We start from the raw sequence: 22,438 nt of genomic DNA on the forward strand, positions 1-22,438 counted from the left end.
TTTGTGGATATCAAGGGCTTGATGAGCCGCCCTATGTTGACAATAATCCGTCTGCAGGGAGTTTTGAAATTTGTAGTTGCTGCGGTTTTCAATTTGGGGTAGATGATTTGGACAGTGGAACTACACATGAAGAACATCGCCGCCAATGGATTGAGTTGGGGACTCCATGGTATTCTAAATACACACCTAAACCATCAAATTGGAATTCGGAAATTCAGCTCTTGGAAATTGGAATCAAAGTGTAAATTTATTAAAACTACAGACCGCATAAGAGTAATCTCTCTGTGTGGTCTTTTTTTAGTGCATCTGTCATGAGAGACAACATGGTGTGCAAGTTCCTACAGGTGTAAGTTGCAACTGTTAGTCAGAGGAAAATGGGGCTGACGAGAGGCGGAAGCTTGGGGTAAACCCTTGCTCTGAACGAACAAAAATCGCATACTAGCATTGTCAGACTGAAAAGCTACTTTTCAAAGCAAAGTCTGAAACTATCCTCAATGTCATTGTGTAAATGTGGAATAGCTCGAAATACTTAAACAGATTTTTTCTATAGAGCACTCTCCTAATAACTCTTTGAATCCAGACGGTAGTTTAAAAAAGAAAAAACAACGTTAGGGTGGTGTCCCAGGCCCTTGAAGTATTTCAATAGTGCCAATTTTGTAGGAAGGGCGGAAGAATATGAACCTTAATAAAAGTTCCTTTAATTTATCCTCTAGCTCTGACGAAATAATTTTAGTAGTTATGTCAAAGATTATATTGAAATTGATAAAAGCAATTGGGAACCAAATGCTATTCGCTGTACTTTTCAAACAGGTTCAAAATCCGTAAGTAGTACTAAGTTTGCGGAGCGTAAAGTACACGAATGGTACGTATATCAAAATGAAGAAGAATTAAGAAGGATTCTTCATAATCTTCGGGAAATTATAGAGCAATATGCGCTACCATGGTTTACTAAAAATACTCAATTGATCCCATCCACTACTCCAAATTATTTAGATGAAAGCTGGAACAGTTCTATTCAAGAATTTATGAAAAAAAACAAAATTGATATTAATAACTCCGAGGCTGTTGGAATACTGGATCAACTTACTACAAGTGATCTTTCCCAGCAAGATATTTACTTTATTAGTTACTGTTATGGTGAGATAATTACCAATCAATTCGGTGGCGAATGGAAGAATGATGCAGATAACGGACCGAGAGTGGATAACATAGGTGGTAATCCCGCGTTTAAGCGTTGGCCTCATGAATTAGTTAATAAAGTGATTACAAATAAAAACTTGTCACTACAAAGGTATTTTGAAGATATTGCATTTGTATTAGGGGATTAGCAAGGGTTTGAAATTAACTTTCTATTTCTAGTAGTATTGTTTTAACCCGTGGCTGATAGATGAGGGGATTTTCTCACTCTTATCCGTAGATCTCTCATAGACGTGGAATAAAAAAACTTCTCACTGGCTTAAACTAGGGCGTGTCTTCAAACTCAGGCAAGCCACACCATAATGGATGCCAGAGTCAAAAAAGGCTTGAACGTACACGCTAATTTATCGTAGCGAGTGGCCAAGCGACGATAGTTTTTCACTTTATTGAAGAAGCACTCCACTAAATGACGTTCTCTGTAGACCACTCGATCATAAGGTAGAATCTTTCTGCGATTCTTCTTGCTTGGAATCACTGAAATCGCTTCTTGTTCGTCTAAAAGCGTCCTAATGGCATTCGTATCATACGCTCGATCGGCCAATACTTGCTTTTTCGTCAGCTTCATCGCTTGAAGAAGCTCATAACCTTGGACGGAGTCATGAGCTTCACCACCCGTTAATTCAAAACGAAGTGGATTGCCTAGCGCATCGACCACGGCATGAATTTTGGTGCTTAGTCCACCACGGGAACGTCCGATCGCTTGCTTGCCTTGCCCCCTTTTGCGCCCGATCCATGCTGGTGAACACGCACAATCGTGCCATCAATCATGATGCTTTCCTCATCGGCATCCAAGGAAACACGCTCCAGCACCGCGTCCCAAATCCCCGCTTTCTGCCAACGTCGAAAGCGGGTGTAGACGGATTTCCAATGTGGAAAGTGATCGGGTAAATCACGCCATGGGGCGCCTGAACGAGCAACCCAAAGCATTGCATTTAACATGATTCGGTTGTCCAATGCGGGACGTCCTCCTTGTGGTTTTCGTTCAGGTGGAAACAAATCTTGGACTCGCTGCCATTGTGTCTCTTTTATTTCGTATCGAGTATTCATCTAAATTAATTAACCTATCTATTACCATTTTAAGCAGTTTGAAGACACGCCCTAGTGAAAAGTTTTTTGAATTAAAAGGAAATTTTTCTGTTTTTGTTGATTTTATAATAGCAATTATATAGGAGGGAGGAGACAATAGATTGCATTATTACCCTATGAATAGCGGCTGTGAGAGAACAAAGTAAAAATTATTGCTTCTCATACATGGTCATCGTCAATTTGTTTACTCGTAAGGTTGGTAAAGAAGAATACATAGAATTGTGAGGGTTAATTCTGACATCAAGTTGATGAAGATAATTATCACAATGGGCAGCCAATGTTGTCTACGGATTGATTGAAACACAACCTGAATTTACAGAGTGTGGACAGGTTCAAATTGCAGGAATTACTTTTGCGAGCGCTTATGAATAGATTTATGTTATTTTTAGCTATATTATTAATTTGTGGATCAAGTAGTACCCATTAAATCTGGTGATGTTGTGCAAGTTCTAGAAGCAGCTCCCGATCCATTCCCAGCAGGAACGCCAACATCTTATGATTACTAATTTGGATTGATAAATTAAAGAGGATGTTTAGTTTAGACAAACCCCAATCGTTATATATTAGATTGGGGTTGTTTTTTAGGTGGATTGTTTGAAACAGATCCCTTCAAAAGGTAATGTACTTGGATTTATTCAAAGTCCATTAATCTGCTGCCAGATCTTATGTAATCCCTCTGCAATGGGTCTTATCACTTTATTACTGTGGAGATATCCGTTGTGACAAAGGGGAGTCCATCGGTCAATTATAGTCCCCACATTCACATCACGGTCTTCCTTAACGATTTTATCGTATTCAGGATGTATGCTTTTCAATGGAAATCCAAGGACATCGTCTTTATCATAAAAGTTGATCCATTCCCCAGCTATATTCGGATGCATGGTTAAAAAATCCTTGCTTGGTACTTGGATTGGATGATCAAAGGAAGTATAACGCAGACTCCATAAAGGGAGGGTAGTTCCACAAGTATAGAAAAGCGATAAGGTTTCTCCTCGTTCTAAAGGGGAACTAGGATCAATTATTTTTGTTTTTTCCTTAGCGTTTTGCAGATCGTAAAAGTAATTACTAGCGATCACGCTACCTAAACTATGTGAAACCACACAGAGAGGAGTATCCGGCCCAACTTCGATACTTATGCGATTCAGTTGCTTGCTTATCGTATGATGCACAGCGTCGTAGTTTTGTTCTCCACCGTCCCTTAAAGGCTGGTATGCAACAGCATCTGCCAAATAATGAATCATGAATTCTCTAAGTTCTTCGTATCGGAGATTATATGGTGCTCCTACTAACTTCCTTTTTAACTCTTCCTCGCGCTCAGCAAAAACAGATGCCCACCACACCGGTCTAATTTCTATACATAACTCAGGATTTTTCATTCCACTAACTGTAGTAAAGGTATTGTGTAGATTATCACTGAATATTGTTGCGAAATCCTCATGTTGTTTACCTAAGCCGTGTATAACAATGACTGCTATCTTTTGTGACATATACATACATCTCCTCGTTTTCAGCATTTTAAACAAAAAAAGACCCAATTATGTAATTTAAGTTGGCTCTCTTTATGTTTACCTTTTGTGATAATTATTATGTACGTACTCAGATGCACGCATTATCTAGTTGGTGAAAGTCCAATCAAAGGAGGGGCCAAGCCACCTTTGTAGCCAGGACGCTTGCACATGGCGAGATATGTGTGTAAAAGCGCATCGACAAAAGAATCGGTCAGATCCCGGGCGAGCGACAACCAAGGCCGCAACATCAAGTGAATCCTGCCACGTCGTCAAAAGGGCCCTACGAAGGGGAAAAGAGGGAGCCGAGTCTTGTGACAATGGACGAAGGCCGAGGAAGCTGTGCAGAACTTGGGACAACAGTGAAGAACCCTCCGGCGTAAAGGGAATGGCATGGATTGAAAGATAATGCATTGAAACCGATTAACCCGGTGCTATGCGAAGAAGAGATAGCACAGGAGCTGAATTCAAGTATATTGCCAATATGTATGGACTAAAAACGTTATTGTGATCCGCATGCCGATGAATGACAAACATCGAAAAGCCGTACGAGGGAAAACCTCACGTACGGTTTGATGAGGAGGGGCTGGGTTGAATCCAACCCTTTACTCTAGTGAGATCGTTATTTTCATGACGATCATGGTAAACTGTATATAAAATGGAAGAATCACATTTTTAAAATAATGGTGGGTGGAAAGGTTCTTCTGACAAAGCAAGCTTCAGGCATGTTCGAGTCGTGGCGTTCATATGGTGGAGAAAGAGTTCCTAGATCGATGAGGAGGAGAGCCATGACACGTATTGCGGTGATGGTCATTCATGGGCTGGGTATGCGGAAGGATGGGTACGCGGACAAGCTGATTGCTTGTTTGTATAAGGAATTGGACAAGGTAATGGTCTTGCCTGGAGCCTCCAAACAGATGCTGGATATCGAACCTGTATATTGGGCGGATGTATTTGAGGAGCGGGAAGAGGCACTTTTTCAACAGCTCGTCAGCTCTCAGGGATTGAACTTTCAGGCGTTGCGCCGATTTGTCATCCACTACCTGGCTGATGCGGTTGCTTATCAACCGGTGGAAAATCAAGGCCATAACTACGATGCCGTACATCGAACGTTGAATCAGGCGATGCATACCCTTGCACAGCGTAATGGACCGGAAGCTCCGCTCTGTGTGGTTGCCCATAGTTTGGGCGCCGTAATCGCCAGTAACTTCTTCTACGATCTGCAATATCCGTCCAGTCGTGTTCCTGAGGTTGTGGATGTTAACTCGGCTCTGGAGCGGGGGGATACGCTGACCAATTTTTACTCCTTTGGTACAACCCTGCCCTTATGGAGTTTACGTTACCATGACTTTAGTTGCCCAATTCAGGTGCCCTCTTCCCATGTGAATCTGTATTATGCCGGACTGGAAGGGGAGTGGGTGAACTTCTACGATCGGGATGATATTCTGGGTTATCCGTTACGCCCCATTGATCCCGCTTATGAGAAAGCGGTCAAAGAAGATATTGAAGTGAACTCTGGCGGCGTGGCTATGAGTTGGAACCCGCTAAGTCATGGAGGGTATTTTTCCAATCGAAGTATGAATCGGAGAATGGCTCAGGGACTGGCACGAACCTGGACTTGGATAAATCGTTCATAATTAAGAGGTTCTATCTTCATCCCATCTTCTTGGTACTGAAAACCGGTCTTTTTGAACACGTATTGTAAGTACTATAAGTTTTAATCAGGAGGGAATATGTATGGAATGCAGGACAGGCTGTGCCGCATGTTGTATCGCGATTTCCATATCATCACCGATACCGGGCATGGTTCATGGCAAGCCGGCAGGTGTACGTTGTGTGCAGCTTACCGATGATAATCGCTGCGGAATTTTTGGCCAAAAAGATCGTCCTGCGGTATGCAGTGGATTGCAAGCTGAGGAAGTGATGTGTGGTAGCACCGATCAGGAAGCATTTGATATTCTAACCTGGTTGGAGCAAGAAACTGCACCAAAGGTAATATGAGTAGGTTGTTTTAATGAATTGGGATAATTATACTTAATAGGGAAGAAGGTTGATCAGAGAGAGGAGACGCGAATACAATGGGGCTTGTTAAACGTTTTGTATTGGTCGTAGTGAATATGATCGGAGAGTTATGGATGGGGTTTTATCGACGTAACTCCGATTATTATGACCATCAGACTTCGGAGTCCAAAAGTAAGATTGGCTATTATGCATTTATTATTGGGGCAACAGTGGTTACGGTGGGCATTGTAGGCTGGATGTACAACCGAATTTATTCATAAGTAGTCATTATGCTTAAAATTGAATGAAGCCAAATGTTGAAGTTAAGTCTGTACAAATAAAGAGAGTATCCGCAGGATGTGGCATCAAATGGATACTCTCTTTGGCATGGGATCGGGGCGAAATATGATCATTGAAGTGAGGGATCTGCTTTCTTTTCTTTTAACATATGTACAAGAATCATCTTCAGTACGGAAGAGACGATGAAAAAGATAAACAGGATGCGGAACAATTGATACCCGGATACAACCGAAAGATCGGCATTCACTTCATGTGCCATGATACTCATCTGATCCATCCCGCCAGGGGCCATACTGAGTAGTGAGGTTGCCGCGGAGAGGGAGAACACATTCATTAACAGATAACTCAATCCAAGCGCACCAACAATGAGCAGTACACTACTCATCACCGCTAGCGTGACTGTCTGTGTCTTGCGTTGCAACTGTTCTGGCTTGAGCATCAATCCAACGTGACTGCCAATCATCAATTGCGATACGTTTAAGAGGGAGGTTGGCAGACTGGGTGTGTGCATCGATGTACTTAATTGAACGACACACATGACAATCATGGGACCCAGCATAAAGGCCGTCGGAAATCGGAGTTTGCGTGCAACCCATGCACCCGCTACACAGAGCGGAGCATAGACAAGAATCTCCGGGAAAAGGGAACCCCACGTCGCTACGTCAATGAACGGATGATCCAAACCTCCACCTGCGGTACCTCCAATCCACGGACTGAACAGCAGGAACGGAACACAGAAGACAATCATGATCAGCCGGGTCACCTGCAAAAAGGTAACTAGCGTCAGATTGATGGATTTCATCTCTTCTGCAAGGGACACCATCTGGGATAGTCCTCCTGGAATACTGCCAACCAGGAGGGAGGGGAAGTCAAAGTCGGTTATCTTTGAAGCGATGTAGGCCGTAATTACACACAATCCGATTAACAGCAAGGTCATCAGAAGCATCATGGGAAGTTGTTGCAAAATGCCGTGCAGTGCCTCTTTAGTTAAGGTGAGTCCAATCGAATAACCAACAATCAGAATGCCATAGTCCCGAATGGAGGCAGGCCACATGAGCGGCCATTTGGCGACTTGGGAGCCAAGCAGCATAAATACCATTGGCCCGAGCAACCACGGGATCGGTGTATGAATGACTGTGAACAGCAATCCGCCAAGAACAGAGACACCCAGACTAAGAAAAAACCGAAAGACAACGTGGGAACCAAGCTTGCGCATCAGTTCCATCCGTTTAGCCTACCGGTTGAATGAGGTGGTATGAGATTCAGGTATGCATTCAGGTTTAATGAAGGATTCATGTTCATGTGTGATCACTCCTGATGATGAGATACGTTGCGTTATCTGCGGAACAACCAGACTGCTACTGTTCAACTCATTAAGATCCTGCGAGAGCCGTAGCGGAAGGTTTGGGTTCTCTGAACATTACAAAGTACATCAGTGATGAAATAACATATAGACAGCCTGTGATGCTGAAAGTGATCGCGTAACCCCAATACGTTCCGTACGTGGTGACCAGATAGGATTGAACGGGTCCCATGGTCGCCCATCCAATCATGAACGAGGTCTGCATCAGTGAATTGGCAATGCCGCGGCGTTTGTCCGAGATCCGATCCACCAGTATCGCTGAATGAATGGGATTGGCTGCGTTCATCAATGCTTGTCTGAATAAGAAACTGAGCGAAGCGATGAACAACAGATTGGTGAAGCCTGTTAATAGAAGGAAGGGTAGCGACATGACCTGGAAAATGACAACGGCTCTTACGCTTCCGACCTTTGCCGCCAAGGTAGGACCAATCAGCATGGATACAATCGTCATAATCTGACCAAGTGCAATCAGTAAGCTCATGCCGCTCAGAGAAACCGAGAATCGATTGGTGAAATACAGATTCAGATACGGTACAACCAGTCCGGAACCTAATCCAATTAACAACTGAGTCACTATAAACTGACCAATCAGTCGGGAATCTTTTTTCTTGGTGATCGAATCGTCCGTGCTTGGGGTATTTGTTGAACTTTCTTTTAGATCTGCATTGGGTTGAAGAACGGGTTGCGCCGGAATTGTGGTCTGCGGAGCAGCCTTGCCTTCGGTTACAAATAACAGTGGAATAAATGCAGCTAGTGTTGCTGCACCACCGACAAATAAAACCGTCTGCAATCCGGTTACTTTGGCGAGTCCTGCCGTATGTAACAAATCTGCGAATACACCGCCACCCAGGCTACCAAGAACCTGGGAAGCGAGCACAAGAGATGAATAATAACTGAACATTTTCAGCCGCTGGCTTTTTTTGACGTTTTCCGCCAGATAAGGAATGGCTAGTACTTGGAACACCCCAGCGAAAAGGCCAGAGAATACCGCGAACCAGATCAGTCCTGTAGCCGAATAATCGAAGGAGCGTCCGATCAGAAAGATTCCGCTGAATAACGCCCCGGTAATGAGTAATCGCTTGCGGCTGAACAGATCACCGCATAGACCGATAGGAACAAACATAATGGCTGTTGCGAGTGATTGAATACTTACAATCTGGCCGTTCATTGTATCATTATAGCCCAGACCCTGAATGTACAGATTGTACAAGACAGAGAACATGCCATTTCCGATCTGATACAGAATGCTAGCCAGGAAAAACAGTTGAATATTGCGGGACCAGCCGCGAATTTCATCATTAATATGTTGTAAAACTCTCAAGTGGTTCCCCCCAGTCTGCCTGTGCAGTGATTCCAGTTTAACAGGAAAGGGGAATTTGCGGAAGAATTGACCACTGTTTATTTTGGTTCAGGGGCATCAATCACACGAGCAATGACGAATCCATCGTAACCTTTGCTACCGACCGTTTGCAGTGCTGTAGCTTCAAGTCGAGGGTGATCCGCGATCAACTGCAGGAATGATCGAACGCCCTGAACTCTGGGGTCTGTGCTGTCTGTGCGGATCACTTCACCGTCCCTGACGATATTATCACCAATAATAAGACTCCCCGTCCGAGTCAGTCGCAGGGCCCATCTCAGATAATCGGGATTACTCGGTTTGTCAGCATCGATGAAGATCATATCAAACGGTTCCCTGTATTCTTCCTGAACATCGGGAAGGGTGGTTAGGGCAGGACCAACTCTCAGGTCAACCTTGTGCATCAGTCCTGCTCGTGTGAGATTGGCTCGGGCCAAGTCTGCATGGTGTGATTCCGATTCCAGTGAGACGATGCGTCCGTGTTCAGGCAGCGCTCTTGCCATCCAGATGGTACTGTATCCACCCAATGTGCCTATTTCAAGTACACGGGATGCGCCTTGGATTTGCAGCAGGAGCTGAAGTAACTTTCCTTGATTTGGTGTTACGTCATGAGCAGGGAGTCCAGCTTCGGCATTGCTTTGCAGTGTATGTTCCAGTAGGGAATCTGATGGAATCAGCAGATCATTCATGTAGTCGTCGACTTGAGTCCAGGTATGCTGTAGTTCGGTTGTATTTATATTTTTCATCTTCACATGTTCCTTTCCTTGTTCCTTGTATTGGATTTCATATTTCAACTATAAATGGAGTGGATATATAAATAAAATATATATTATGTATGTTAATATAACTTTAGATTATGTATTTGACGTGGAAGAGGTGTAAACATGAATCTGCATGGATTACGATTATTTTATGCCATCGTGAGATATGGCGGGGTCACTCGTGCCGCAGAGGAACTAAATATTAGTCAACCTGCGGTATCTTCTCAGGTGAAGAAGTTTGAACGTGAATTGGGAATTCAGCTTTTTGTTTCGGAGGGAAGAAGACTGGTGCTTACGGATGCGGGGATACAGTTGACAGGTTATGCGGAACGTCTGTTCATGCTGGAGCAGGATGTCGAGAATTTTGTGCAGGATTTTCGGGAGGGCAAGAAAGGACTGATCCGTCTTACGGCAACCTACTTGCCTTCAAATTTTCTGTTGCCGGGCTGGATTGCGCGGTTTAAGCAAATGCACGAGGATGTGGAGATTGTTGTGAGCACAACCAACACCCGGATGGCTTTTGACCAATTACTTCGTTATGAGGCAGAGATTGCAGTGTATGGTGGAAGTGGCATTACACATGCAGGTGTCCAATGGGATGAATTGTTTGACGATGAGATGTGGTTTGTTGTGCACCCTGACCATCCGTATGCGGGCAAAGAAATCGAGCTACATGAGATGATGGCAGAACCGTTCATTATGCGCGAAGAAGGCAGTGCCACGCGTGAGCGACTTGTCTCCCTTTGCACAACAAATAACCTGGCCGCTCCCCGCATTGCGCTTCAGTTCAACGGACTGAACGAAACGATTAGTGCGGTGAAGGCAGGTTATGGGGCCAACTTTATATCTTCTTTGGTTGTGAACGAAGATGTGCAGCAAGGCAGGCTGGCACGTGTATTTGTTCGAGGTGTACAGCTGAGAAATACGGTTGCCGTATGTACACGAGCCGGGGAGGTATTATCACCTGCTGCACAGCATCTGGTCAAGCTTATCCGCCAAGAAGCTGCTTTGATGAAATAAATAGCGTGATTGTACTTAAAATAACTTAAAGTCCATGTTCAAAAAGACCAGTTTTCAGTACCCTAAAGCGGACTTTTGAACAGCCACTTGAACATGGACAGGTTACTTCTTCTACTATTAACTTTTATTAACTTTCGCTTTGTTGTGAAGTTCCCCATGCATGTAATCGGGCGTATAGGGTTACGCCGCCAATGATCAGGACAGGAATCCAGACTGCAATCATGGGCACACGGTGGAATAACAATGCGGCTGCAATGACGCCGATCAAATAGATGACAACAGCACCTGCACGAAGGTAGGAATCTGTGGACAAGGCTTTGGTTAACGATCGGATATTGGCATGTCGCAGCTTTTTGAGGATGTTTACGGTATCCTCAACCACAGCGGCCAAATTATTGGTGAGCACGGTTGTTGAGATGCCAGCAATGCCAATGCGGCGTGCCGCAGTTGTTTGCATCCCCATTGCAACGGCTAGGATGACAATTAACAGATAGGACAGTTGTTCTGAAAATGGACTAATCATGGCGATCGCGAACAGCAGGAGCAATATGCTTTCAACAGTAAATACAGCTGTGACCTTAGAAGACCAGCCATTTTTGGTCTGCACAGGTCCAACCATATGTGCTGCAATGGCATTGCCAGCAATAAAACCGATGAGAGCAAGCAATGACCGCAGCACGACAAATTCCTGAGCACGGGCAATGGCAATACCCAACAAAACAATATTTCCCGTCATATTGGCTGTGAGCACATGCCCCAGTCCCAGATATCCGATCAGGTCCACCATTCCGGCAGACATACAGAGAAGTAACATGGCGTATTTTTGGAGGGTGCTTTGATTCATCTTATCCGTCCTTTCAAAAAACGTAGCCCCTCCAGTATACAGCCATAACCCATGCATCTTCAAAATGAAATTCATCGCGCAAGACTTAAGGTGCAGCGAGCCAATCAAACATATTGTTCACCGCTGACTCATGTATTTTCTCGTGAAAATGATGATCCTGCCCGCCATAAGCGTGAAATGTGACGTCTGCACCTCGCCGCTTAAGCCAGTGATACATTCGGGTTCCGTGACTATAATTCACTTGTGTATCTGATGTACCATGCATGATTAGCACGGGACAAGATAGTTTGTTCGCTTTCGACAAGGGAGAACGGGCGAGATAAGCTTCTGGAACCGTGCGTGGGGAACCACCTAGCACCCGTTTCAATGTGCGCCTCAGGTCGGTTCGCTCATGGTAAGTGCGTTCCACATCGGAGACACCGCTCCAAAGAACTAACTTATGTACTTTGTCCGGTCCCTCATTATAGGCAGTTGCGGTATGTACAGCATTAATGGCTCCACGGGAGAACCCCATTAACGATATGCGAGTTGGGTCAACAAAGGGTAAACGCTGTATCAACCGGTAAGCGGCATGCACATCTTCGGCATCTTTCCCGCCATACTCGTCACGACCTTCACCGCCTTCGTTGCCACGATAGGATGGGGCGAACACGATATAACCTTTATGTACAAATTGCTCAAGCCAAACGGTATTTACCCCGCCATAGCTGCCAAGTCCGCCGCGACAATAGATCAGCACAGGCCATTGTTCCTGTGTGTGTGCGATATCATGTATTGTTGCAGCAGGGTAATGGCTGGCGAGCGGTTGCAGATGAAGATGTAGAGGCTTATGTATGGAAGCGAAGTCTGGAAAGGCAGAGGAGATAGAGCCGGGATGAGAAGTTTCATATGTTGTGATATCAGGTAATGAACAACCTTGTGGCAGGTATAAATAAGCTTTAACCCGAAGTGTATCGGATGAATACGTCACTTGATAGAGCAGGAAAATCAACCTCTTTCATCGGTAATAACAGGCCAAATGACAGGGATGCTTCTATAGGATGCGCGTAAAATAAGTTCCCATACCTTCCAGGCTGAATCGCCAGCCCAAATGTGAGAAATTCGTTTATTGGCTCCATATGATTTATAATGGTTCAGGAGACATGTGGATTGACCGCTTGTTCTCATATTCATAAAACTAATTTTAGTGTGCAGAAAGAAAGGGAGAAAGCCATGATGAACGCTCCACATCCAATTGATCAATTCAAGAAATTCAAATATGAAATTACCAGATTTATGATGATCTATAAATTTGCTCTGGATCAAATGGAGACCAAGATTGAAGTCCTGAAGGAAGAATTCCAGTCTTTGCATGATTACAGTCCAATTGAACATACAAAGTCCAGACTGAAATCACCTGAGAGCATTATGAACAAGATGTTCCGCAAAAATCATGAGTTAACGTTTGAGAGCATCAAGCAAAATATCAAGGATATCGCCGGGGTACGGATTACATGTTCCTTTATCTCGGATATCTATCGCATTAAGGATATGCTGTGCAACCAGAGTGATCTGCGTGTACTGGAGGTCAAAGACTACATCGAGAATCCAAAGCCAAACGGCTACCAAAGCCTTCACCTTCTGGTGGAAGTGCCTGTGTACATGTCCAATGGTGAGGAACGAGCATGTGTGGAGATCCAGATCCGTACAATCGCGATGGATTTCTGGGCGAGTCTGGAGCATAAGATTTTTTATAAATACAATAAGGATGTTCCCGAGCATTTGACGAGAGAGTTAAAGAGTGCGGCAGATTCGGCAAATGCGCTGGATCAACAGATGGAGCGACTTCACCGGGAAATTCAGGAGATTAAGGACGCCGATAACGAGCGGGATGAAGAAGAATTGCGCCGTATTATTATTAACAATCAGCAGTTCACACTGCCGTCCAACCTGCTCAAGCTGCTGGGTAGCGGGGAGTAGTATTTGATGAAAAGTACAACAGCTTCATTGAACACAAACTCCACATCTCGTGTACGGATGGCTTTAATTCTGGGGACATTGTCGGCCTTCGGGCCGTTGTCCCTGGATATGTATTTACCCGCATTGCCCACGCTGGCTGATGAGTTTGGTTCATCTACTTCGTATGCTCAACTCAGTCTGACGGCGTGTATGATTGGACTTGCGGTTGGACAGTTGCTTGCCGGACCTCTAAGTGATGTACGTGGTCGGCGAACACCGCTCATTGCAGGGCTTGTGCTCTATACGATCGCTTCCATACTTTGCCTGGTCAGCCCGACGATGGGCTCTTTTGTCGTGCTGCGGTTCATTCAGGGTGTAGCTGGAGCAGCAGGGATTGTCATCTCGCGCGCAATCGTCAGAGACGTATATTCGGGCCCGGAACTGACACGGTTCTTCTCCCTGTTAATGCTGATTAACGGCGTAGCCCCGATTGCTGCACCAATCATTGGTGGACAATTGTTGACGTATACATCGTGGCGCGGCGTATTTATTTTGCTTAGCCTCATCGGTATACTGACGTTGTTGGCTGTCATTTTCGGTCTTGGAGAGACATTGCCTTCCAATCGCAGATCAAGCGGGGGATTGAAGCAGACATTAATTACGTTTCGCCAAATCGCGGGGGATCGTCAGTTTATGGGTTATGCGTTAACCCAAGGGTTTGTAGCAGCTGGCATGTTTGCGTATATATCAGGTTCACCGTTTGTGCTTCAGAAAATATACGGGGTATCCCCGCAAATGTTCAGTGTATGCTTCGCCATTAACGGGTTAGGCATTATTCTGGCCAGTCAGATTGCCGGTAGACTTGCAGGAAAGGTATCAGAGAATCGCCTGTTAATCGCGGGGCTGCTAACCGCGGCGCTCGGAGGAACTTCATTGCTCATCGCCATTCTGGCTGGAGGTAATCTAATCTCTGTACTGATTCCGTTATTTCTGGTGGTATCCAGTGTTGGGTTGGTCAATACCGCGTCCTTTGCCTTGGCGATGGCCAATCAGGAGAAGTCGGCAGGCAGTGCTTCTGCGCTTATTGGTGTGATGACGTTCCTGTTCGGAGGTATTGTCGCTCCCCTCGTAGGTCTCGGGGGAGAAGGCACAGCTGTGCCAATGGGAATCGTTATTGCGTGTGCGGATCTCGGTGCCTTGGTGATTTACTTCCTAATGGTCAGTAAAGGCAGGAAGTGCCAGAACGATCAAGTGTTGAGTTAAATGTACTGATTCTGTACACCTTGCGTTTATGGAGCCTTAGTAATGTAAAGGTGCATCTGGATAAAAGGACGAAAAAGAGCCTCACTTGGAAGGAATTATGCTTCCAAGTGGGGCTCTTGCTGTAGGTAAGGACAGGTTTAGCAGAGCGCAAACAAAATCTGTGTATTGGACAGTATACCTGGCGTGAGGAATGGATAGAAGTACCCCACCACAAAACCAAACAGATTAATCGCAGGCCACATCAGGTAGACATCATTGTATGTGAAGACAAGGGACCACCGGTTATAGCAAAAGTTGGGCAGTGCACGTTCTTCGTTCTCTCGAGGTGCCGCTGCACCAGTCTGTGCAAATTGAACCGCTTGAGTGAGGCTTTGCGGCTGTTGCTGGAGGAAGAGCGGAAGCAGACCCGGGCTGCTTTTGATCAGGTTATACAGAAAAAGCATTTCTGCCGGAGGCTGACCTACCGGACGAGGATAGGCACTAAGTAGGGTGGGCAGGTTGCCTTGAGTCAGTTGCGCAGGTACGCCCGGTGCTGTACCCGGGATTGTACCTGGAATGCCTCCGGGGATATATGGACCGGGTCCTCCGCCTGGAATGTATGGAGGATAGGAGCCTTGACCGCCAGGTATACCAGGAAACGTCGGACCACCCGGTGTGCCGCCACCGCCACCTCCTGGGAACAGGGGAGGCAATTGAAAGGAACGGTCTTCTCCATAATTTAGATAAGGGTTATATTCGTAATACATGTACTGAACATCCTTCCTGTCGTCGTATTCTGCAATCAGCATATGGCGGCATCCGCCTATATGTGAGTGCCGCCAAAAAGATTTATATGATCACCTCGCCGTATAATCGAATTGACAACTGAACTGATAACAATTATCATTGTCAATGGAATCGGACAAATGTACATACGGATATTATATGTATCAATAATAGTGTCAATATTTTTGAACATTGAAATCTGTCACAATAACGCCGAATAAGGTTTTTATAATGAATTGAAAGGGGATATATCAAGTGTTTAAGAGAAATAAAAAGATGATCATGCTTCTAATGACGGTGATGGTTATGTCCATCTGGTTGGCCGCGTGTGGAGCGAAGCCTGCAGAGAACGGAGCAGCAGGAGAGAACGATACAAAAACGGAGACTGAGACACAAACAGAAGCCGCTACAGAGCGCACATTAACAGATGCAATGGGACACGAAGTAACAATTCCCGCAAATCCGGAGCGCATCATCGCGTCTTATCTGGAAGACCATCTTGTTACACTCGGTGTTAAGCCAGCAGCACAATGGGCCATCAACAACGGCAGTGGTTTGCAGGATTATCTGCAAACCGATCTGAATGGTATACCTGGTATTGCAAGTGATCTACCTTTTGAAGCCATGGCCAGTTTCTCACCAGACCTGATTATTATGGGTTCTGAAAGTACAGTTGAAGGGGAGAAATACGAACAGTACAACAAAATTGCCCCTACTTATGTACTCGGAGATGAGGTCAACAAGGACTCGCGTCAGGCTCTGCTCAAGATCGGCGAGCTTCTGAACAAATCGGATGTAGCGCAGAAGGCGCTTGACGATTATGATGCCAAGGCAAAGGAAATCAAAGAAAAAGTAACTGCTGTTACTGGAGGAACAAAGTCGGCCGCAGCGTTGTGGTTGTTCAATAACAAGTTTTATGTTGTAAGCAACAATGTTTCCAGTGGTGAAGTGATGTACAACGAACTTGGACTTGCAGAGCCTAATGTTGTGAAGGAAGCATCTGCGAAGGCAACGGGTAACTGGTCTGAGATTTCATTGGAGAAGATCGCGGAAATGGACACAGACTATCTATTCCTGGTGAACAGTGACAAGGGAGCAGGCTCAGAAGCGCTGAAAGATGCCGTATGGCAGAGCATTCCTGCTGTAAAGACAGGTAATGTCTTTGAATTCACCCGGTCCAGTAGCTGGTTGTACAGCGGAGTTCAAGCGAATCTTCAAATTATGGAAGACATTCAGAACAGCATCGTTAAATAAGAAATAGCCAATACGAAATGGCATGTTCAAACTCCTTGGTGCAGTGGGCACCAGGGAGTTTTTTTGTTAATTTAGCATTTTACGATATATAATAAAGAAGTAGAAGCATTGTTGTATCATGAAGTAGAGTTGTCATTTGCTTCACGAGCTTGGAAGGGGATATTTACATATGTATACATTGGATCCACGTGAAATAACGGGAAGAGACAACTATAAACTGATGAGTGGTTCGGTGGTACCACGTCCAATTGCTTTTGTGACGACACTTTCAGATGAGAATGGTGTAATTAATGCAGCGCCTTTTAGTTTCTTTAATGTGGTTAGTTCGGACCCACCGCTGTTATCCATATCCATTGCACGTAAAGACGGTATCATGAAAGATACTGCACGTAATGTGCTTGCTCATCAAGAACTGGTCGTGCATATCTGTGATGAAGCAATCATAACAGAAGTGAATGAGACAGCAGCTATACTGGAACCCCACGAAAGTGAGCTTGAGCGGACAAAACTGACTACAGTGCCAAGTACCAAGGTTGCTGTGCCAGGAATTCAGGAAGCACTCATTCGGATGGAGTGTGAGCTGTATCAGCACATTCCGATCACGAATGATGAGGGCAAACCGGTGAGTGACCTGCTGCTGGTACGCATTGTGCAGTATCATTTCAGCGAACAAGTCTACAATCCGGACAAGGGCTATATCCTGATGGATCATTTGAAACCAGTCAGCCGACTGGCGGGTAATGATTATGCCAAGCTTGGGGAGAGATTCACGGTGATTCGACCTGAATAGTTCTCACAGATCGAATATGTAATATAGGAACGGGTTTAATCCGGTAGCAAAGGCGGACAGCACGTGCGAAACTCGCATATGTTGTCCGCCTTTGCTTGTTAATATGAACATAAACAGGACAGGTAGTGAATAGACTTGTACTATATCCTGCACATATGTCATATGAACCTATTTTATATATAGGTTGTTTAAAAAGCCTAATTTTGAACACGTACTATAAGGGGGTTAAGCCGATGAACCAGCTTGAGGCAAATACTGGGGCAAGTATTATGGGAATAGGAACGGCGTGGCCTGCCCACCGTATTGAGCAAAAGGATGTGTCTGCCCGTCTCGCACAAGCGCTGGAACATGAGCCAGATGCGAGAAGGTGGGCCAAACGAATCTTTAATCAGTGCGGTGTAGAGACTCGGTATACGTGTGAACCGAATCTGCTTGAGCCTGTTGATTCTTGCCGATATTTACCCTTTACCAATGCGGACGAGGTTCCGACTACATCCGAGCGTATGGGCAAATACAAAGCTGCTGCTGTTCCACTTGGTCTCGAGGCGGCCGGACAGGCCATTCAGGATGCAGACGTAACCTCCTCGGAAATTACACATCTCATTACGGTGAGTTGCACGGGGCAATTCCTGCCCGGACTTGATGTTCGGCTGATCCAACAGCTTGAACTGTCACCGCAGATCAACCGGATTCCACTGGTGTTTCAAGGATGTGCAGCTGGTCTGAAGGCGATCCAACTGGCGAATTCCATTGTAACGACAGATCAGAAGGCTACAGTTCTCATCGTGTGTGTGGAACTATGTACACTTCACTTTCAGCCATCTGCCAAACGGGACGACCTGTATGCAGCATCATTCTTCGGAGACGGCGCCTCTGCCTGTGTTATTGGTGCGTCTGGAACAGACCGCAATGAATGTTTTCGACTAGGCCGAGGGCACTCAACGCTGCTCCCGGATTGTGCAGAAGAAATGATCTGGGAAGTGGGCAATACAGGCTTTGATCTCTACCTGTCACCACAGATTCCGAAGCTGCTTGGTTTGCATCTCGGTCCAGAGGTAGAACGGTTGCTGGAGGGGAGCGGTTTCCCGGAAATATGGGCGATCCATCCGGGAGGCAGAGGCATCGTGGATGCCGTTCAGAAGCTGTATCAGTTGACAGATGAGCAGGTCTCCTACAGCCGAAACATCCTGCGGGATTATGGCAACCTGTCGTCCGTGACGATTCTTTTTGTTCTTCAAGCCATCCGCGAGGATTACAGACAGAAGGAAGAGCATTCCAGTGGGATAGCGCTGGCCTTTGGCCCGGGACTGACAGCAGAGTTACTTCCTTTTACATACATCCCTGCCCCCATAGCGAACAGAACACCTGTGAATCATGGCATCCAATAGTTCGCGAACCCGAGTGAAGGAGATATACACCGCAAGTGTATGAATGTGCTTATGATCTTACCCTTACCGATGAATATAATCGAATGACTAATCTGATCGCAGAGGAGCTTAGGTATGGGTTATCGCAGACTTGCTGCCTTCATCAGCCGATATCCGCGGTTCATTATTCTCTGCTGGGTATTTATCATCGGGATGTCAACGGTCTGGGCGTGGAAGTTACCTGACATTGTTCAGGATCACGGATTAAAACGGGTTCACGGGGATGCGCAAGCGGTTGAACTTGTTCTGGAGGATGAATTCGGATCTCCCGCTGATCCGGTTATTCTGGTGTTTGAGAAAAAGGAAAATACCTCGCCGTTACAGTTCAGGCAGTGGATCAAGGATCGTTTGACACAGGTTCAAGTGTTGCCTGCGGTAACCTCTATCACATCCCCTCTGGATGTTAGTGAAAGAGTGACGCTGCAAGACCAAAGGGCATATGCCCTTGTGAAAATGGATGTGCCCGCGCATCAGATGGGTCCCCCACTGGAGCAGTTGCGCGCCGTGCTGGAAACAGACGGTCCAGGTACGGTGCAATTGACGGGGAAGGCAGTCGTGCAGCAGGATGTCAATCATCTGAGCTTTCGTGATCTGGAACGGGCAGAGATGGTGGGCCTGCCGATTGCCCTGATCGTTTTGTGTTTTGCATTCAGGGGGCTATATGCTGCATTGATTGCTGTCATGATGGGGATCAGTGGTGTGATTACTGCTATGGGAGTCACGACACTCCTTGGTTATCATCTGGAATTGTCCAACTTTATCATTAATGTGATTCCCATGGTGGGCATGGCACTGAGTATAGACTTTGCCCTGATCATCCTGAGCAGGTACAGGGAAGAAGTTCAGCGGGCCTATGAAGATGAAGGCAAAGCTAACGTTACGAGCAATAGCCTGGATATGCAGAGCGAGGTTTTGCGGAGCGAGATTCTTCAGCGAACATTACGTACAGCAGGCAGAGCGGTGTTGTTCTCGGCAGCTTGTGTACTCCTTGGACTGCTGGGTCTGCTCTGGATCAGACTGCCAATGTTTCTAAGTGTATCATTGGGGGCCATTATTGTTCTGCTCCTGTCGCTACTGTTAAATGTTACGCTGCTGCCAGCTCTGCTGTCACTGTCTGCGGGTCGGGTCTTCAGGCGAAAGTTAGTCCATTCGTTACCCAGAAGCTCGGTCTGGCATCGATGGTCAGCGATGGTCATGAAACGACCAGTCAGTATGGCCATTGGAGGTACGGTTGTGCTGCTCCTGTGTGTTTATCCAGTGACCCGGTTGGAATTGTCCGTCCCGGATGCCTCTTCACTGCCAGAGAGAATGGAGTCCCGCCAAGCAGCAGAGCAGTTGCAACATGATTTGGGGCAAAAGAATACCTCCGCCATCGAGATTGTGATTGGCGGACAGCAGGAACTGTTGACTGCCTCTCACTGGCAGATGGCCCACAACAAAGCCCGTCAACTACTGCAGGACTCAGACGTATTGAACATTGTTTCACCATGGGGCCTATTACAGCCGAATCAAACGGACTCGCAGAGCCTTTTTCAAATTCCACCGTCGGCGCTCACTCCTTCCATAGAAGGCAAGGAGTCAACAAGGACGACATGGCTGCGTTCAACGGTCTCTGACCATTCCATACGATTGATAGCCACCGTGCACGGGGAGCCTGGTTCGGAACAGGTTGCAGGTTGGCTTGAACGAATAAGGAATAGCGATCATACACGGGGTTTAAACAACGTAAAACTACGTTATGGTGGGGAAGCTGCCAAGCAGTATGAAATAATGCAGGAAGTCACAAGTCAACTGCCCAAAGTGCTGGTATTTGTACTGGTCACCAATTATCTTGTGTTACTGGCGGCATTCCGATCGATGCTCATTCCAATCAAGGCAATTCTGATGAATCTGCTCAGCTTAGCCGCTTCATTTGGCATATTGGTGTGGGTGTTCAATGAAGGACATCTGGGTATGGAGCCGTCAGCCATTGCCATTATGATTCCGGTATTCATTGCAGGATTGGTGTTTGGCATATCCATGGATTATGGTGTGTTTATGCTGAGCCGTATTCAGGAAGTGTATAGACGAACCGGAGACAGTGATGTGGCTGTCCAACAGGGATTGGCTTCTACAGGTCGTCTGGTCACCTCCGCAGCGGCCATTCTGCTTGCGGTGACTGTGCCGTTTGCCTTTGCTGAAGTCGCAGGTGTGAGGCAGTTAGGGATCGGAATCACGGCAGCGGTGTTGATTGACGTTACATTAATCCGTCTAATACTGGTACCTGCATTGATGAAATTAATGGGCAGGTGGAACTGGTGGCTGCCAGGTCAGATAAAATGAAGGATATTTCCGTAACCTGTCTTTAGGTTGGAGATATCCTTTTTTTGGCTAGAAATCATGTGATTCCATTCAAAACAGGCAAACATGTTCAATTCATGGGTGACATAGATGTTCTATAATGGATGGGATTAATTCCATATAACAGTCTTTTATCTACGTTATCCTATGAAAAACAGGAGGGACACAGGCCCATGTCTGATATTGAAGCCTATCTACAACAACAAACGAATCTTCGTGGTCGTTCCGCGTATCATGCAGATCAACCCCTGGAGTTATGGCGCAGTCAGTTACGTACTCGCGTGAAAGAACGGCTGGGAGGTTTTCCCACGATGGCGGCCGCACTGAATCCTGTCTTACTGGAGCGCATTACATGTGACGGATATATTCGGGAGCGGATTGAAATTACGACCTATGCAGGACTTCGCATGCCTGTATATTTATTAATTCCTGGTGATGGAAGCGTTACTGATACAAAGAGACCTGCTATCGTTGCTTGTCATGGGCATGGCTACGGTAGCCGAGAGATATCGGGTATGGAACCGGATGGGTCACTACGGACAAGCGAGCCCGGATTACACAAGGACTTTGCAGTAGCTCTTGTGAAGCGTGGTTATGTGGTTGCGGCTCCAGAGTTGCTCGGATTTGGTGATCGAAGACTGGAAGAGGACCGCGATGCGCCACCAGGGGTAAGCTCCTGTACGAAGATTGCTGCGCATCTGCTCATGGTGGGGAAGACCCTCGCCGGTCATAGGGTGTATGAAACAACACGTGTATTGGATTATGTATCGACTCGGCCAGAAGTGGATTTGGAGCGAATTGGAAGCATGGGTATCTCGGGCGGTGGGCTGGTGACCGCATTTACAGCCGCGTTGGATGAACGGTTCAGGGCAACTGTGGTAAGCGGTTATGCAAATACATTCCAGGGTAGCATATTGGATCGGAACCATTGTCTCGACAACTATGTGCCAGGTATCCTGCGTGAAGCGGAGTTGCCGGATCTCATCGGCCTGATTGTGCCTAGGCCACTTTTTATTGAAGCTGGAAGTGATGATCAGGTGTTCCCAATCCATGCAGCGAGAGAGGCGTATGCCCGTTTGACACACATATATGAGCAGGCGGGAGCAGCAGACTCACTGGATGCGGATTTCTTTACCGGTGGACATGAGATTAGCGGAGCGAAGGCTTATGACTGGCTTGACCAAGTTCTGTGAAACTGAGGATCGTCAACTAATATAATTCTGATTC

General features: G+C 46.1%; 20 protein-coding genes. 12 read left to right on the forward strand and 8 right to left on the reverse strand.

The window, feature by feature from the left end:
* Nucleotides 1-1,025 precede the first annotated feature (1,025 nt).
* Nucleotides 1,026-1,328: a hypothetical protein gene (locus tag PAEAM_RS21015; RefSeq protein ID WP_100528840.1), complete on the forward strand. Its 303-nt coding sequence runs from the start codon at nt 1,026-1,028 to the stop codon at nt 1,326-1,328.
* A gap of 152 nt (nt 1,329-1,480) precedes the next feature.
* Here the strand turns inward: PAEAM_RS21015 and PAEAM_RS21020 are convergent.
* Nucleotides 1,481-2,244, reverse strand: a protein-coding gene (locus PAEAM_RS21020) for an IS5 family transposase (RefSeq protein ID WP_100528841.1) whose coding sequence is annotated in 2 segments (ribosomal slippage) — nt 1,481-1,900 and nt 1,903-2,244 — 762 coding nt in all. Because the reading frame shifts where the segments join, the coding sequence is not laid out codon by codon here.
* A 674-nt stretch (nt 2,245-2,918) separates the two neighbouring features.
* Complete coding sequence (locus PAEAM_RS21025; protein ID WP_100528842.1) at nt 2,919-3,770, reverse strand: chemotaxis protein; 852 nt, start codon at nt 3,768-3,770, stop codon at nt 2,919-2,921.
* Nucleotides 3,771-4,576: 806 nt separating this feature from the next.
* On the opposite strand from PAEAM_RS21025, the gene PAEAM_RS21030 reads away from it, so the two are divergent.
* The 3 genes from PAEAM_RS21030 to PAEAM_RS21040 all read left to right on the forward strand — a co-directional run bounded on the left by PAEAM_RS21030 (nt 4,577) and on the right by PAEAM_RS21040 (nt 6,070).
* Nucleotides 4,577-5,425, forward strand: coding sequence for a chemotaxis protein (locus PAEAM_RS21030; protein WP_100528843.1), 849 nt, complete (start codon nt 4,577-4,579; stop codon nt 5,423-5,425).
* A 100-nt stretch (nt 5,426-5,525) separates the two neighbouring features.
* Nucleotides 5,526-5,789: a YkgJ family cysteine cluster protein gene (locus tag PAEAM_RS21035; RefSeq protein ID WP_100528844.1), complete on the forward strand. Its 264-nt coding sequence runs from the start codon at nt 5,526-5,528 to the stop codon at nt 5,787-5,789.
* A 77-nt stretch (nt 5,790-5,866) separates the two neighbouring features.
* Complete coding sequence (locus PAEAM_RS21040; protein ID WP_017688872.1) at nt 5,867-6,070, forward strand: hypothetical protein; 204 nt, start codon at nt 5,867-5,869, stop codon at nt 6,068-6,070.
* Nucleotides 6,071-6,198: 128 nt separating this feature from the next.
* Here the strand turns inward: PAEAM_RS21040 and PAEAM_RS21045 are convergent, their stop codons facing one another.
* The 3 genes from PAEAM_RS21045 to PAEAM_RS21055 form a co-directional block, all read right to left on the reverse strand.
* The gene (locus PAEAM_RS21045) at nt 6,199-7,314 is read right to left on the reverse strand and encodes an AbrB family transcriptional regulator (protein WP_243391423.1); all 1,116 of its coding nucleotides are present in this window, start codon (nt 7,312-7,314) and stop codon (nt 6,199-6,201) included.
* A 148-nt stretch (nt 7,315-7,462) separates the two neighbouring features.
* Nucleotides 7,463-8,773: an MFS transporter gene (locus PAEAM_RS21050; RefSeq protein WP_100528845.1), complete on the reverse strand. Its 1,311-nt coding sequence runs from the start codon at nt 8,771-8,773 to the stop codon at nt 7,463-7,465.
* A 77-nt stretch (nt 8,774-8,850) separates the two neighbouring features.
* The gene (locus PAEAM_RS21055) at nt 8,851-9,555 is read right to left on the reverse strand and encodes an O-methyltransferase (protein WP_100528994.1); all 705 of its coding nucleotides are present in this window, start codon (nt 9,553-9,555) and stop codon (nt 8,851-8,853) included.
* A gap of 138 nt (nt 9,556-9,693) precedes the next feature.
* Here PAEAM_RS21055 and PAEAM_RS21060 point away from each other — a divergent pair, with 138 nt between their 5' ends.
* A complete protein-coding gene (locus PAEAM_RS21060; protein WP_100528846.1) occupies nt 9,694-10,590 on the forward strand; it encodes a LysR family transcriptional regulator in 897 nt (298 codons plus the stop codon).
* Nucleotides 10,591-10,717: 127 nt separating this feature from the next.
* Here the strand turns inward: PAEAM_RS21060 and PAEAM_RS21065 are convergent, their stop codons facing one another.
* Complete coding sequence (locus PAEAM_RS21065; RefSeq protein WP_047842669.1) at nt 10,718-11,434, reverse strand: YoaK family protein; 717 nt, start codon at nt 11,432-11,434, stop codon at nt 10,718-10,720.
* Nucleotides 11,435-11,519: 85 nt separating this feature from the next.
* Nucleotides 11,520-12,404: an alpha/beta hydrolase family protein gene (locus PAEAM_RS21070; protein WP_100528995.1), complete on the reverse strand. Its 885-nt coding sequence runs from the start codon at nt 12,402-12,404 to the stop codon at nt 11,520-11,522.
* A 245-nt stretch (nt 12,405-12,649) separates the two neighbouring features.
* Here PAEAM_RS21070 and PAEAM_RS21075 point away from each other — a divergent pair, with 245 nt between their 5' ends.
* Nucleotides 12,650-13,393, forward strand: coding sequence for a GTP pyrophosphokinase (locus tag PAEAM_RS21075; RefSeq protein WP_036608962.1), 744 nt, complete (start codon nt 12,650-12,652; stop codon nt 13,391-13,393).
* A 6-nt stretch (nt 13,394-13,399) separates the two neighbouring features.
* Nucleotides 13,400-14,635: a multidrug effflux MFS transporter gene (locus tag PAEAM_RS21080; RefSeq protein ID WP_100528847.1), complete on the forward strand. Its 1,236-nt coding sequence runs from the start codon at nt 13,400-13,402 to the stop codon at nt 14,633-14,635.
* Nucleotides 14,636-14,772: 137 nt separating this feature from the next.
* On the opposite strand, the gene PAEAM_RS31910 is transcribed toward PAEAM_RS21080, so the two are convergent.
* Nucleotides 14,773-15,423 carry a hypothetical protein gene (locus tag PAEAM_RS31910; protein ID WP_165790002.1) on the reverse strand — a complete coding sequence of 217 codons (651 nt, stop codon included), beginning with the start codon at nt 15,421-15,423 and terminating at the stop codon, nt 14,773-14,775.
* A gap of 232 nt (nt 15,424-15,655) precedes the next feature.
* Between PAEAM_RS31910 and PAEAM_RS21090 the strand changes: the two genes are divergently transcribed.
* The 5 genes from PAEAM_RS21090 (at nt 15,656) to PAEAM_RS21110 (ending at nt 22,404) form a co-directional block, all read left to right on the forward strand.
* Nucleotides 15,656-16,654 carry an ABC transporter substrate-binding protein gene (locus tag PAEAM_RS21090; protein WP_100528849.1) on the forward strand — a complete coding sequence of 333 codons (999 nt, stop codon included), beginning with the start codon at nt 15,656-15,658 and terminating at the stop codon, nt 16,652-16,654.
* A gap of 169 nt (nt 16,655-16,823) precedes the next feature.
* Nucleotides 16,824-17,444 carry a flavin reductase family protein gene (locus tag PAEAM_RS21095; RefSeq protein WP_076217035.1) on the forward strand — a complete coding sequence of 207 codons (621 nt, stop codon included), beginning with the start codon at nt 16,824-16,826 and terminating at the stop codon, nt 17,442-17,444.
* Between the two features lie 233 nt (nt 17,445-17,677).
* Nucleotides 17,678-18,832, forward strand: a complete 1,155-nt coding sequence (locus PAEAM_RS21100) for a type III polyketide synthase (protein WP_100528850.1) — start codon at nt 17,678-17,680, stop codon at nt 18,830-18,832.
* A gap of 114 nt (nt 18,833-18,946) precedes the next feature.
* Complete coding sequence (locus tag PAEAM_RS21105) at nt 18,947-21,193, forward strand: MMPL family transporter (RefSeq protein ID WP_100528851.1); 2,247 nt, start codon at nt 18,947-18,949, stop codon at nt 21,191-21,193.
* A 191-nt stretch (nt 21,194-21,384) separates the two neighbouring features.
* The gene (locus tag PAEAM_RS21110; protein ID WP_100528852.1) at nt 21,385-22,404 is read left to right on the forward strand and encodes a dienelactone hydrolase family protein; all 1,020 of its coding nucleotides are present in this window, start codon (nt 21,385-21,387) and stop codon (nt 22,402-22,404) included.
* The last annotated feature ends 34 nt before the right edge of the window (nt 22,405-22,438 follow it).

The sequence above is a fragment of the Paenibacillus sp. GM1FR genome, assembly GCF_002803315.1.
In the GTDB taxonomy this organism is placed as follows: Bacteria; Bacillota; Bacilli; order Paenibacillales; family Paenibacillaceae; genus Paenibacillus; species Paenibacillus amylolyticus.